The sequence below is a fragment of the Marinobacter sp. genome (assembly GCF_039977835.1).
In the GTDB taxonomy this organism is placed as follows: Bacteria; Pseudomonadota; Gammaproteobacteria; order Pseudomonadales; family Oleiphilaceae; genus Marinobacter.
Window position 1 is genome coordinate 61,371 of record NZ_JBDWCL010000064.1, and the last position, 13,699, is coordinate 75,069.

The following is a 13,699-nucleotide window of genomic DNA, read 5'->3' on the forward strand; positions in this document are numbered from 1 at the left end:
AGTATGGCTCCAACCACCCAGCTGCTCAAGGGACAAATGTCAGGTTTTCCACCCACTGGCGGGCCCAGGCTTCCGCTTCCATTTCCGGTTCTGTCGTTTCCAGGGCGTCGATCTGAAGCGTGTCACCCACTTTCCGTGCCGAGGTCTCATAGAAAGCCTCTTCCATAAGGTCGCCGGCACCGCAAAACGTATCGCCGTAAGAGCTGTCGCCCAGCACTATGACACCGAAAGGGCGCCCGGGTTGCTGGGGCAGTTCCTCGCGGAGCCTCAGGTAGAAGGGCAGCAGGTTAGGCGGAACCTCGCCCTGACCTGTGGTGGAGGTGCAGATCAGCACCGGGTCACTGTTACCGGTTATGTCTTCCAGCGCAGGATTCTCAAGGACGATGATCTGATGCCCTTCCTGCTCCAGGGTCTTTTTAAGCGCGCGTGCCGTCAATAATGCGCCACCATAGACGCTGCCAACCAGAATCCGGATTGATGCCATAAGTCGCCCTGCTCGTTGAATTGCGGCACGATCATAGCGAGTGCATGCCTGAGCCTCAAGCGTGGATGCGGGGTTTGGCCGGCTCGGTTGTGATGGTGCGTACCCGCGGTGCAATGCGATTGCGACCGTCTTCCTTGGCGTTGTATAGGTGAATGTCGGCCAGCTTCAGCAGTTCGTTCACGGAGCCGGCTTTGGCGATGGAACAGATGCCGGCACTGATCGTAATGGGAAGTCGCTTCCCGGCAAACGTGAACTCGGCACTGGCTACCTCGGAGCGCAAACGCTCAGCGAGGGTCAGGGCCTGGAGCAACGATGTATCCGGCAACAGGATCAGGAACTCCTCGCCACCCCAGCGTGCGGCCACGTCGGTCTGGCGGATCGCTGCCTGCATGAGTTCCGAAAAGCGGCGAAGTACGTCATCTCCCGCATCATGGCCATACTCGTCGTTGATGTGCTTGAACAGGTCGAGGTCTATGAGGGCGATTGAAAAGTGGTGTCCGGAGCGGCGATACCGGGAGTACTCCTCGTTCAGACGATGCTGTATGTCTCTGCGATTGGAGAGCCCTGTCAGTTCGTCGGTTCGGGCAGCGTGCTCGTGCGCCCGGGCCATTGCCATCAGCTCGTTGCGGGCCTTCAGTCGGCTGGCTTCCAGCACAAAACAGAAAATGGATTCGAACGTCAGGGTGGCGAAGAAACGAATCTTGAAGTCAGTGGTATATTCCGCCGTTACCAGCGGTAGCTGCGGAAACTGGAACACCACCACCGTCAGCAGGCAGCAGAACAGAAGCACCGCCGTTCCGGTTTTCAGGTCCGTCAGATAGAACAACAGGGGCGGAAACACATAGAACCAGAGTGGGCCGGTGTTGCTTTCACCTCCGGTGATGATCAGGTATCCGAACAGCAGTCCGACAATGGCAATCATGCCGACTTTCTGCTGCTGGCGATTACCATTCCGTGAGTAGGCCAACATGTTTGTCGCCACCAGTGCCGCAAAGAACCAGAGGGTCCCGCCATGGGTCGTATGGGTGGCGAACCAGGCTTTGGCTCCGATGCCGAGCAGGAACAGGATGGCCATGGCGGACAGGCCGGTCAGCAGTCGGGAAACCCTTTGTTCTTCACTTGCGTCGGTGAGGGTCTGGCTGGGGTCTGGAAGTCGGGTCATGGCACTCTTGTTGTTTTGCTGTGCGTGAGGCGCACAATTGCCCGTCAGGTTAACCAAACATGGCCGTCCTTACAGAGACTTTGGTCAAGCAATCGTGACAATGACGGTTTTGTTTCATTTTAATGGCAAAAAATTTATAGTTGCCGCCGTATGAAGGCTGAATTTCAGCTACCCGTCTTCCCAGTTGCGAGACCTGATGTGTTATGGCCAGCAAAAACGGATTCCTTGATACCCTCCTGACCAGCCCGTCCACCGAGCGCTACCGTGTTGGCATCAGCTTCCTGTTTCTGTTCGTTGTCTTCCTTATGGTTGGCCAGATCAGCAGCGGGATGCCCAATAGCATGTTGTTGATGGCTGCTGCGGTTATTGGCGGCTATATGGCCATCAATATCGGCGCCAACGATGTGGCCAACAATGTGGGGCCGGCGGTAGGGTCAGGGGCCCTGTCGCTGGGGGGCGCGGTTGTCATTGCAGCGGTATTTGAGGCAGCCGGTGCCATTATTGCCGGTGGGGACGTGGTGTCCACCATCAAGGGCGGCATTATCGCCGCTGAACGACTGGATGATGTGAGCACCTTCGTCTGGCTGATGACGGCAGCTCTGCTCGCCGGTGCCCTGTGGCTGAATCTCGCTACCTGGATGGGTGCGCCGGTTTCCACGACTCACTCCATCGTTGGGGGTGTGTTGGGTGCGGGTGTTGCGGCTGGCGGCTGGGGAATAGCGGACTGGGCCGTGATGGGCAAGATTGTCGCCAGCTGGGTAATTTCGCCGGTGATGGGTGGTGTCCTGGCCGCCCTGTTCCTGTATGCCATAAAAAAGACCGTGCTCTACCGGCAGGATGTGGTGCCGGCGGCACGAACGTTCGTGCCCTGGCTGGTGGCCATTATGGCGTGGGCGTTTGGTACCTACCTGATGGTCAAAGGTGTGAAGAAGATTGTCAGTGTGGACTTCATGGGTGCCACATTGGTTGGCCTGGGCGTAGCCGTTGTGGTGTTCATCGCGATGAGGGTTCTGGTCGGGCGCCGCGCAGCCACCATGGAAAACAGCTCCGCGGGCGTGAATGAGCTCTTTGTCTGGCCCATGATCTTCGCAGCCGCGCTGCTCAGTTTTGCTCACGGCGCTAACGACGTGGCCAACGCCATCGGCCCCCTGGCTGCGATAAACGATGCACTGTCTGCCGGAGCGGTGGTTACCTCTGCCACCATTCCACTCTGGGTGATGCTGGTGGGTGCCATCGGTCTGGCGGTGGGGCTTATGCTCTTCGGGCCAAGGCTGATCAAGACCGTCGGCAGCGAAATTACCGAGCTGGACAAAACCCGGGCTTTCTGTATTGCGCTGTCAGCAGCACTGACGGTCATCATCGCTTCACAACTGGGGCTGCCTGTCAGTTCAACCCACATTGCCGTGGGCGGTGTGTTCGGTGTGGGCTTCCTTCGGGAATATCTGAAATCCAACTACGCCACGCAGTTGCACAACATCATGGACAGCCATGAAGAGGAAGAGCGCGAGCGCTTACGTCCGTTCCTTGAGGACTTCCGCAATGCCTCCGTTGAGGAGATGGAGAACCTGCTCACCCAGGCCAAGAAAAAGAAGCAGGTCCCCCTGTCCAAGAAGGAGCGTAAGCGCCTCAAGAAGATTTACCGCGAAGAGATGGTCAAGCGTTCCCATCTGACCCGTATCGTTGCTGCCTGGATCATCACAGTGCCTGTGTCGGCCTGCCTGGCAGCCATCCTGTTCTTCACCCTGCGCGGCTTCCTGATGTAAGGGTCTCCCGCGCTGGTTGTCAGCTGCCGGTTTGGCCCATACTATTCTTTCTACGGGAGGCGTTTGCCTCCCCAACTAATGCCAACCTGTCCGGGGATTGATTCATGAGTTCAGCAGAAGAAAGCCGTCAGGCAAAGGTCATTGACGAGCTCAGGGTATTTATCAAGAAGGTGCTCAGCGACCCCACGATCGCCGTGAAGTCGGTGGAAATTGCGCGTAAATACCGTAATCAGCCCAATGCCAATGAGCTTATTGCCCGGGAAATCAGTGCCAACACCACCATCCGCATTCCGGAAAGCTGGAGTCGGGCGGATCATATGTTTCTTGAGATTCTGGACGAAGTGCTGGATGACGAGGAGGCGCTTTACTAGCTCTTAAGTCCAGGCTTGCACTGAGTGAGGGGCGGAGACACTCTTCCAAAACCGTGCGGAGCCATGGATGGCGGAGCCGAGCGTACAGGGACGTATTCACAGCGTGTTTTGGAAGAGTGTCTCCGCCCCTCGCGGTTTCGGACTGAGCACGCTGAAGTCAGGCTTGCTGAGCCCCAGCCTGATGCAATTTCAGAACGGCATCCGCCATCTGATCCAGAATTTCCATTTCGTCCTGAACACCTTCATCCGCTGACAGTTCCCGCTGCTCCTTCAATATGTCTGCTAGGATTTCTTTTGTGGTCAGAGGGTTGGCCAAAACCACCCGGAATACGATGCAGGGGAAGTTGAAGTAGCGCGACGGTTCCAGTCGCGTCCGGGAGACAAACGCCTTGCCCCGTTCACGCTGGGTTTTCTGCAGGAACTTGGTGATCCGGTTCAGGGAGGTGTTCAGCCGCTCAGCCTGCAGGGGGTCCGCAACAGCGAGTGCATTTTGCACCTTTTCCGGACAATAGCGATAGGTAAGAATATTGAGCTCGGGCCTGGTGATCATTTCGAAATCCGGCTCTGCATCAATCATCTCCGCAAAGGTTTTCGCCTTGTCGATGCCCTGGTCGATAAGGATTTCGTAGCCCTCGCGCGCCAGAATTCTCAGCCCGGACTGGATCAGCATGGACATACCTGGCCGAGAGCCTTCCAGCGTATTGCTGCCCAGATCTCGCGAGCCCTTACGGATAATGTACTGGGCGTGGTGCTCAACGGCACTGGCCAGGCCCGGGTCACGGAATACTACCAGCCCCACGCCCATGGGCACGTAAAGCTGCTTATGAGCATCAAAGGTCACCGAGTCTGCCTTTTCAATGCCCCGCAACAGGTGGCGGTGAGTGCGGGAGAACAGGGTTGGCCCGCCCCATGCGGCGTCCACGTGGAAGTGGGCGCCGAATTCCCGGGCAATGTCTGCCATGGCGTCCAGGGGGTCCACGTTGCCGGTTTCGGTGGTGCCGGCAATGCCGCAAATGGCCATGACCCGGATCTTCTGACGGTGCAGTTCCAGGCACTTTTCCCGCAAGGCGTCGGTGTTGATGCGGTTGTCATCATCGGTGTCGACCGGTACCAGAAAATCACGGCCCAGGCCGAGTACATCGGCAGCTTTGCGCAGGGAGTAGTGGCCACGGCGGGAAACCAGTATGGCGGCGCCTTCACAGCCGTAATAACGCAGGGCTCGGAACAGGCCTTCCTGGTGGATGCCGCGGAAGCTGCCCTCGGCAGGGAAGGCGTTATTGCGCGCCACCCAGAGCGCTGTCAGGTTGGCAACGGTGCCGCCGGAGCACATGGCGCCAAGCGCATAGCGGGGATCGTGCATCCACTTACGGTAAAAGGCGCCGTCCTGTTCGTAGACCAGCCGGTGGATCATGCCCAGCACCTGACGCTCCATGGGCGTGAACGCCTTGGAGGTTTCGGTTTTCACCAGGTTCTGGTTGAGGGCAATCATTATCTTGGACAATGGCAGCATGAAGTAGGGCAGTGCCGATGTCATATGGCCGATAAAGCTGGGCGAAGCGGTGTGTACGGAATTGGCCACCAGCTTGTCGAGCAGGAACTGTGCCTGTTCCGAGACGAAGATGGGCTTTTCCGGAATGGCGTAGTCCGAGAAATCTTTCTCAACGTCGGAAAGATCCCGTTCGACCGCAACGATGTGTTCCTGCAGGAATCCGGCAAGGTTACGGGATATGTTCTGGTCAATCCGGCTCAGTGTGGATTCGGGTGCCTCAGGCACGGTGAATACACGATACATGGCCTCTACTGAGGCCTGGGCGGATTTTTTCTTTCCGGTCATAGGTGCCACACACTATCAGTGGTCATCCACAGGGCCTGTCCCGGATGCTCTGCGGATATGGTCGGAAACACAGGTTCCGACGTCGGTAACTTGCCACCGGGCTACTGCCAGGCGCTCTGTTCTCCCTGAGGGGGCGTAGTATACGGTGTCGAGATACCATACGCTACAGCATGGCCTCTGCCCCGCGGGTGGGTCAAAGGATCTCCCGGTGTACGTCCAGTATGGCAGCGTCAACGCGTTCCTGTATGGCTTTTTCGATCTGGTCCAGGCGCTGGGATATCTGCTGTGAGGTTCCACCAAGGGCGGCGATGGTCCAGGTGGCGCAGTCGAGGGCATCCTGGTCGGCGGTTTCGGCGACGGCCAGGTCGGGTTCTTTACCCCAGACGGCTTTGAGAACGGTGAAGACCTTGCGTTTGGCCTTCAAGTCTTCGCAGCCGTAGAGCTGGAAGTGCAGGGTCAGGATGCCCACGTGGGGCGTGATGACTGGCTGCTGGGGGTTGCCTTGGTTCAGAAGTTTTCTCAGGGCTTCGGACATGGTTTTTCCGGCTTTGGTGCTGGAACCGGTGGGGGAGGCTTCTCCAAAACACGCTCCTTCGGCCCATCCCTGGGGCGCTTGAGCTCCGCCATCCATGGCTCCGCACAGTTTTGGAGAAGCCTCCCCCACCGGTTCGCGAACTATTCAGGTGGAGTCCATCAAGTCTAGCATTATGACAAGCTGATGGACGTCCAGACTAGCCTACTACAGGCGTTGCCCGTTTGATAATGGCTGCCGGGTCCGTACCTGAGGGCAGGTTGCCGTAGTTCAGGCCGCCGTTGTGTTCCAGCCGGGATGCGCAGAAGGCGTCGGCTACCGCTGGGTCGGAGTTTCTCAGTAGCAGGGAGGACTGCATCAGCAACGCCAGTCGGTCCACTAGGTTGCGGGCGCGGTATTCGAAGTCGCTGATGTCAGCGAAGTCGTTCTGTAGCTGTGCCAGGAAGCGGTCGAAGCGGGCGTCGCTGCCGCGGGCTTCGGCGGCTTCACTGAAGAAGGCGTCGAGGGTGTCCGGTTCTTTCTGCAGGGCCCGCAGGGTGTCCAGGCACTGGACGTTTCCGCTGCCTTCCCAGATGGCGTTGACCGGTGACTCGCGCAGCAGGCGGGGCATAATGCAGTCTTCCATCACGCCGCTGCCGCCGATGCATTCCATGGCTTCGTAGGCGTGGTTGGGGGTGCGTTTGCAGATCCAGTATTTGCCAACGGGGGTCGCCAGTCGGGCCAGCAGGCGCTCGTGTTCCAGGTGCTGGTTGTCCAGCGAACGGGCTACGCGCATGGTGTAAGCGAGCGCCGCTTCGCTTTCCAGGGCCAGGTCGGCCAGTACGTTCTGCATCAGTGGCTGTTCGCTCAGGCGGTTGCCGAAGGCGCTGCGATGGCGGCAGTGGTGGGTGGCCTGGGCAAGTGCCTGGCGCATACCGGCGGAGCTGCCGATCATGCAGTCGAAGCGGGTCATGGCGACCATTTCGATAATGGTAGGTACGCCGCGTCCTTCTTCACCGACCATCCAGGCCAGGGCGCCCCGCAGTTCCGCTTCACTGGAGGCGTTGGCGACGTTGCCCATCTTGTTCTTCAGGCGTTGGACCTGCCACGGATTCTTGCTGCCGTCCGGACGCCAGCGTGGCATCAGGAAACATGACAGACCGCTTCTGGTCTGGGCCAGCACCAGGAAGGCGTCGCACATGGGAGCGGAGACAAACCATTTGTGACCCACCAGCTCATAGGCCTGGCCGGGGCCTTCGGCGCCGATGGCGTAGGCGCGGGTGCTGTTGGCCCTTACGTCACTCCCGCCCTGTTTTTCCGTCATCGCCATGCCAATGGTAACGGACTGTTTTTCGCTGTCGGGCAGGTTGCGGGGGTCGTAGCCGTTGGCAAGAATCCTGTCTTCCCAGATGGCCGCCAGTTCCGGCTGTTTGCGGATCGACGGGATGGCTGCAAAGGTCATGGTGATCGGGCAGCAGTGGGCCGCTTCCACCTGGGAGTGCATGTAGTATCTGGCCGCCCGGGTAACCTGGGCACCTGCTCCGGGGTTGGTCCAGGGGCTGCTGTGGAGGCCGTGTTCCATGGCGATGGCCATGAGCTGGTGGTAGGCGGGGTGGAAGTCTACCTGGTCAATCCGGTGACCGAAACGGTCATGGGTGTTGAACACGGGCTTGTTCTCGTTGGCGCGGAATCCCAACTCGATTGTTTCCGCTGTGCCGGCCAGGGCGCCGAACTGTTTCAGATCGCTGGTCGCTGCCGCCGCGCCTTCCCGGGCCACGGCTTCCTGCAGGGCCTTGTCCTGCTCAAAAAGGTTATAGTTCTCCAGGGCCGGGGGCTGGTTGATAACCTCGTGTGTGACGGCCAGGTAGCGGTCGTCACCGGAAGCTTCTGTAGTGTCTTGTGGCAGGGGCTGGCGGGCGTTCATGTTTACCTCCTGGCGCCAGTCAACCCCTGCATGCAAAAGCAAATGATGGAGTCGACCAGCGGATTGTGATCGTTGTTGTCTGTCTGGTCTGTGCCGCCGGTCTGGGCCGGTGAAAGCGGCCCAACAAGGCTTTCGGCAATGGCCCCTACAAGGCAGGTGCTGCTTTGCCTGGCATCCTGGTCGGGAAGGCTGTTTTCCCCGATACCTTCCCTTATCGCCTGCTCGAACAGCTCGGCGTAGGACCGACGAAACTTCAGCCGTTCCTCTTCTACTTTCGGATCGACCGGCTCGGCGATCAGTGACCACGCCATTACCGGTCCTCTCAGGGCACGCTCTGCGAACTGACGCAGCGCCGTTTCCAGCCGGATTACCGCGTTGCCTTCGGTGGCCAGTGCTTCAGCTACCTTGTCCACTTCTTGCTGCGTTGCAATTCTGAATATCTCTGCAAACAGGTGTTCCTTGGACTCGAAGTGCCGGTAGATAGTTCCTGTGGCTACACCGGCACACGCTGCAACGCGGGTGATCTGAGCGCTCCGGAAGCCGCCGTCAGAGACGCATTCATAGGCACATTCAATGATGCGCTTGCGGGCCTCCGCCTTGCGGTTGCGCATTTTCTCCGTTTCCCGATATGGCATGCAGGTTCCTTATAAGCAGTGAATCATTATTCATTCTTTATGTCAATCAACTGGCTTGCACAGTCATGCGTTTATTGTTCTTTTAAAACAGCAGCTTAAAAGTTGATACAAAAAATTACAAAAAAATAGTTGTGAAGAAATAGCGTTGCAACCGAAAGCGGATTATAAAGACGCCAAGGTGGGGCGCAAGGCGTATCCACCGAGATGGGGCGGCCCGCCGGAACTGGCTTGGCGCGCTCGTTGTGCTGTTTTCGTTGATGGAGAAAATCATGAGTGAATTCGACGAAAGCAATCTGGAGCAATCCGGTAGCTGGACACATGACAGTGATGATACACATTCCATTGCCGGCCGAGCACGTATTCGTGCCCAGCTCCAGCAGGATATTGAATCATTCCTGAGCCAGGGTGGCAGAATTGAGGAAGTTGATACGACGTTCCGTTCGGATTCCCCCCGAAAGGTAGAGGTCGGCTTCAATAATCGCTCTCTCTGAATTTCTCTGGCCGTAGCCCCGTGCTGCGGCCAGTTTACCGCCGTCGTTTTGTGGTTGTTTTGACGCCGGTCTCACCGCCGTACCTTCCGTTCCTCTATGCTGCCATCAGCAGAATAGTTCTTAACCTCAGGGTCGACAGCTTTTAAATGAAAGGACTGCTTCGTTTTGCAACGGTCGCGCTTATCGCCATGGCCACCCTGTTTGCAGGCACGGTTATCTATCTCAGCGATGAGGACGGGGCACCGGATGACAGCGCTGGCTCTACGGATGCCAGTGGTCAGCCTGATGTTTCCCTGAGCCTGGCCGGAGAGGGCGAAATGCCGTCACAGCTGGTTGGTGATGCCGGTGTTTCCGTGCCGGATGAAGTGCCGGCCTCACTGAAGGGCACCAGCGTGCCTGACGGCTGGGCCGAAACCGACCGCAATGGCTCTCTGGTTCCTACGCCCGAATTGCGCCAGTTGTTCGAGTACTATCTTGCAGCTCTGGGAGAGGAAACTCTGCCTCACCTGGTGGCCCGCATTGAACAGGCGCTTGCCAGACTGGAGGAGCCGGCCCGCGGCGAAGCCCTGGCCATCCTGGGGGATTATCTGGACTACAAGCTCGCATTAGGGGAGTTGGAAATCTCCTATGGCAATGCGGTAGCCCCGGACCCTGACGAAATGCAGCAGAAAATGGCGGAAATCCATGCCTTGCGGCGCGCCTGGATGGATGCGCGGACCGCCGAGGCTTTTTTTGCAAGCGACGAGGCCATAGACCGTTTCCAGGCAGAACAGTTGCGTATCCGGACTGACGACAGCCTTTCCGATAATGAGCGGGAGCAGGCTTTGGCACGGGCCGAGCAGGCATTACCAGAGCCGATACGCGAAGCCCGCCGGGAAACCCGCAAGTTTACCGACTACCACAGGGCCCGCTCGGAGTTCGCCGATGACCCGGAAGCACTGAGCGCCTGGCGGGAAGCACATTTTGGAGAGGATGCCGCTCGCCGGCTGGAGCAGGCGGAAGCGGAACAGCAGGCCTGGGACAATAAATGGCAGGCCTACAGTGAGGAACTCGCCGGGCTTGATAACCTCGGTGTTGCGGGGCCTGAACGCGAAGCCGCCATCGACGCACTCCGGGACCATTACTTCGAAGGTGTGGAAAAGCTGCGGGCGGAAGCCCTGGATTCCATCCGGTAACAGTGCGGTCATCGGGCCATGACACTCTGAGTCTCATGTTCACCCGCCGGCCCTGCCACCGCTGCTTGCGGGCGTGTATGATGGAGCCGTATTGTGCTCCATTTGCCACAGGAGGTGTTCCGTGAGCTCGTCGGTAAACCGTGTTTTCCCTGCCACTCGTCTGCGCCGCAACCGGGTTGACAGTTTTTCCCGCCGGTTGGTGCGGGAAAATCAGCTCAGCGCTGATCACCTGATTTTCCCGGTCTTCGTACTGGAGGGTGACGGGCAGCGTGAGGCCGTGCCTTCCATGCCCGGCGTGGAACGCCTGAGCATTGATTTGCTGGTGGAGCAGGCGGCAGAACTGGTTGACCTGGGGATACCGGCAATCGCGCTGTTCCCGGTGGTTCCGACAGAGCACAAGAACCTGTCCGGTTCCGGTGGCTGGGACGCCGATGGCCTGGCGCAACGGGCCGTGCGAGCCCTGAAAAAGGCCCAGCCTGAACTGGGCGTTATTACCGATGTGGCACTGGACCCGTTCACCACCCACGGCCAGGATGGCATCATCGATAACGACGGTTACGTACTGAATGATATGACCGTGGAGGCGTTGGTCAACCAGGCGCTGTCCCACGCGGATGCCGGAGCGGATATTGTGGCTCCGTCGGACATGATGGATGGTCGGGTTGCTGCTATCCGGGAGGCGCTGGAGTCTGCCGGCTATGTGAATACCAGAATCCTGGCCTATTCTGCAAAGTATGCCTCAAGCTACTATGGACCTTTTCGGGATGCGGTGGGTTCCGCCGGAAACCTCGGCAAGGGTAACAAGGCCACCTATCAGATGGACCCGGCCAACAGCGACGAAGCATTACACGAAGTGGCCATGGACATCGCCGAAGGCGCGGACATGGTGATGATCAAGCCGGGCATGCCGTATCTGGATATCGTGCACCGGGTAAAGCATGAGCTGCAGGTGCCAACGTTTGTCTACCAGGTTAGCGGTGAATACGCCATGCACATGGCGGCGGCGGAAAATGGCTGGCTTGACGGTGATGCGGTCATGATGGAAAGCCTGATGGCCATGCGCCGTGCGGGCGCCGACGCCATCCTTACCTATTTTGCCGTCAGGGCGGCCCGGTTGATGCGCAGCCGCCCCTGACCGGCGTCAGTCACAATCAGGGAGTCCTACCGGCCCCCTGGCAATGGAAACAGTCAGCAATGAGTACCGATTCTGCAAATAACCTGAAGGCCGTGGATGACAAAAACGTACCGGCGCCGGTGGAAGTGCCGGCCCCCGGCAGTGACGTTGATGTGGCGGCCCAGGAAAATTACTTCAACCGCGAACTGAGCCAGCTTCAGTTCAACTACCGTGTGCTCAAGCAGGCCCTGGATACCACCCACCCACTCATCAACCGGCTGATGTTCTGCTGTATTTTCAGCAGTAATATGGACGAGTTCTTCGAAATCCGGGTGGCCGGCCTGCGTCAGCAGATCAAGTACGGCCGGGAAACCCTGGGCTCCGATGGCATGATGCCGGAACAGGTGCTGGGCGAAATCAGCCGCGTGGCGCACGAATACATCCGGGAACAGTACGACATCCTCAACAATGTACTGATTCCCGAGATGGAGCAGGAGAACATCCATTTTGTGCGTCGCCGTGAGTGGACGGAGGCTCAGGCGGACTGGGTGCGTCGGTATTTCGACGAGGAAATTCTGCCGGTTGTCAGCCCGATCGGGCTCGATCCGTCACATCCGTTCCCGCGTCTGGTGAACAAGAGCCTGAACTTCATTGTCGAGCTGGATGGCAAGGATGCCTTCGGCCGGGAAACCGGAATGGCCATTGTGCCGGCACCCCGCTCGTTGCCACGCCTGGTGCGTTTACCGGACGATGTCTGCAACGGCGGCGATAACCTGGTTTTCCTGTCCTCGATGATCCACGCCCATGCCGACGAGCTGTTCCCGGGGATGGAGGTGAAAGGCTGCTATCAGTTCCGCCTGACGCGCAACGCCGACCTTGAGCTGGAAGACGATCTGGAAGACCTTGCCTCGGCCCTGCGCGGCGAGCTTCTGAGCCGCCGCTTCGGTGATGGTGTGCGCCTGGAGGTCGCGGATAATTGCCCGGAAGAGCTGGTTCATTTCCTGCTGCGTGAGTTTGGTCTAACTGACCGTGACCTCTATCAGGTGCACGGGCCGGTTAACCTCACCCGCCTGATGGCCGTGGGTGGCCTGGTGGATCGTCAGGACCTGACCTATTCCGGGTTTTCTCCGTCGATTCCGCGCCAGATCCGCACCAAAGAGACGATGTTTGACGCCATTCGCAAACGTCCGCTGCTGTTGTTGCATCCCTTTGAAAACTTCAGCCCGGTGGTCGATCTGTTGCGCCAGGCCGCCAAGGATCCCCAGGTGCTGGCCATTCGCCAGACCCTGTACCGTACCGGCGCCGACTCAGAAATTGTTGAAGCGTTGATGGACGCGGCCCGTCGAGGCAAGGAAGTGACCGCCATTATCGAACTCCGGGCCCGTTTCAGTGAAGCGGAAAACCTGGAACTGGCCAGCCGCCTGCAGGAGGCAGGGGTTATTGTGGTCTATGGTGTCGTAGGCTACAAAACCCACGCGAAGATGATCCTGATTGTGCGGCGCGAAGAGGGGAAGCTGCGCCGCTATGTTCACCTGGGCACAGGTAACTACCACGCGGGGAATGCCCGTCTGTATACCGACTACAGTTTCATGACCTGCGACGAGTCTATTGGTGACGACGTCAACAAGCTGTTCCAGCAGCTTACGGGTATGGGCAAGGCACTGAAGATCAAGAAGCTGTTCCATTCCCCGTTTACCCTGCACAGCCGTCTGCTGGGGCTGGTAGAGCGGGAAGCGGAACTTGGTGAAAAAGGGCGTATTATTCTCAAATTCAACGCCCTGACCGAGCGTGAGCTGATCAAGGCGCTTTACCGGGCCTCCCGGGCCGGAGTGAAAATAGACCTGATCATTCGTGGCATCTGTTGCCTGCGACCGGAAGTGCCGGGACTGTCGGATAATATCCGCGTGCGGTCTATTATCGGGCGGTTTCTGGAACATACGCGGGTCTATTACTTCGGCAATAATGGCCGCCCGGAAGTCTACGGCTCCAGTGCGGATGGCATGGAGCGAAACCTGCTGAGTCGGGTTGAAACAGCCTTTCCTATCGAAGACCCGGCACTCATCGCGCGGGTGCGTGAAGACCTGGATACCTACCTGGCGGACAACTGCCAGTCGTGGGTGTTGCAGCCCGACGGCAGTTACATCCAGAATCAGCCGGCAGAAGGTGAAGACCGTCTGGCATCGCAATTGGTTCTGCTGGAACGCCTGACCGGTAAATAATAATAACCGGTGCCTC

General features: G+C 58.6%; 12 protein-coding genes. 6 read left to right on the forward strand and 6 right to left on the reverse strand.

Features of this window, described 5'->3' with window-relative positions; genetic code table 11:
- Positions 1–25: 25 nt before the first annotated feature.
- The gene (locus tag ABJM11_RS18095; RefSeq protein ID WP_348294124.1) at positions 26–484 is read right to left on the reverse strand and encodes a flavodoxin; all 459 of its coding nucleotides are present in this window, start codon (positions 482–484) and stop codon (positions 26–28) included.
- A 55-nt stretch (positions 485–539) separates the two neighbouring features.
- Positions 540–1,646: a GGDEF domain-containing protein gene (locus ABJM11_RS18100; RefSeq protein WP_348294126.1), complete on the reverse strand. Its 1,107-nt coding sequence runs from the start codon at positions 1,644–1,646 to the stop codon at positions 540–542.
- A 203-nt stretch (positions 1,647–1,849) separates the two neighbouring features.
- Between ABJM11_RS18100 and ABJM11_RS18105 the strand changes: the two genes are divergently transcribed.
- Both ABJM11_RS18105 and ABJM11_RS18110 read left to right on the forward strand, forming a co-directional pair.
- Positions 1,850–3,409, forward strand: a complete 1,560-nt coding sequence (locus tag ABJM11_RS18105; protein WP_348294128.1) for an inorganic phosphate transporter — start codon at positions 1,850–1,852, stop codon at positions 3,407–3,409.
- 104 nt (positions 3,410–3,513) lie between these two features.
- Positions 3,514–3,780 (forward strand): hypothetical protein, encoded by a 267-nt coding sequence (locus tag ABJM11_RS18110; RefSeq protein ID WP_150990625.1) that lies wholly within the window; start codon positions 3,514–3,516, stop codon positions 3,778–3,780.
- Positions 3,781–3,937: 157 nt separating this feature from the next.
- On the opposite strand, the gene panP is transcribed toward ABJM11_RS18110, so the two are convergent.
- The 4 genes from panP to ABJM11_RS18130 all read right to left on the reverse strand — a co-directional run bounded on the left by panP (position 3,938) and on the right by ABJM11_RS18130 (position 8,684).
- Positions 3,938–5,614: a pyridoxal-dependent aspartate 1-decarboxylase PanP gene (gene panP / locus ABJM11_RS18115; protein ID WP_348294130.1), complete on the reverse strand. Its 1,677-nt coding sequence runs from the start codon at positions 5,612–5,614 to the stop codon at positions 3,938–3,940.
- Between the two features lie 193 nt (positions 5,615–5,807).
- Entirely contained in the window at positions 5,808–6,149 is a 342-nt protein-coding gene (locus tag ABJM11_RS18120) for a DUF503 domain-containing protein (RefSeq protein WP_348294131.1), read from the reverse strand.
- A gap of 196 nt (positions 6,150–6,345) precedes the next feature.
- On the reverse strand, positions 6,346–8,049 hold the full coding sequence (locus tag ABJM11_RS18125; RefSeq protein ID WP_348294132.1) for an isovaleryl-CoA dehydrogenase: 1,704 nt from the start codon (positions 8,047–8,049) through the stop codon (positions 6,346–6,348).
- 2 nt (positions 8,050–8,051) lie between these two features.
- A complete protein-coding gene (locus tag ABJM11_RS18130) occupies positions 8,052–8,684 on the reverse strand; it encodes a TetR/AcrR family transcriptional regulator (RefSeq protein ID WP_348294133.1) in 633 nt (210 codons plus the stop codon).
- 269 nt (positions 8,685–8,953) lie between these two features.
- Between ABJM11_RS18130 and ABJM11_RS18135 the strand changes: the two genes are divergently transcribed.
- From ABJM11_RS18135 to ppk1, 4 genes are all read left to right on the forward strand, one after another.
- Positions 8,954–9,175, forward strand: a complete 222-nt coding sequence (locus ABJM11_RS18135; RefSeq protein ID WP_348294135.1) for a hypothetical protein — start codon at positions 8,954–8,956, stop codon at positions 9,173–9,175.
- Positions 9,176–9,321: 146 nt separating this feature from the next.
- Positions 9,322–10,350: a lipase secretion chaperone gene (locus ABJM11_RS18140; RefSeq protein WP_348294136.1), complete on the forward strand. Its 1,029-nt coding sequence runs from the start codon at positions 9,322–9,324 to the stop codon at positions 10,348–10,350.
- A 121-nt stretch (positions 10,351–10,471) separates the two neighbouring features.
- On the forward strand, positions 10,472–11,485 hold the full coding sequence (hemB, locus tag ABJM11_RS18145; protein WP_348294137.1) for a porphobilinogen synthase: 1,014 nt from the start codon (positions 10,472–10,474) through the stop codon (positions 11,483–11,485).
- A 59-nt stretch (positions 11,486–11,544) separates the two neighbouring features.
- A complete protein-coding gene (gene ppk1, locus ABJM11_RS18150) occupies positions 11,545–13,683 on the forward strand; it encodes a polyphosphate kinase 1 (RefSeq protein WP_348294139.1) in 2,139 nt (712 codons plus the stop codon).
- The last annotated feature ends 16 nt before the right edge of the window (positions 13,684–13,699 follow it).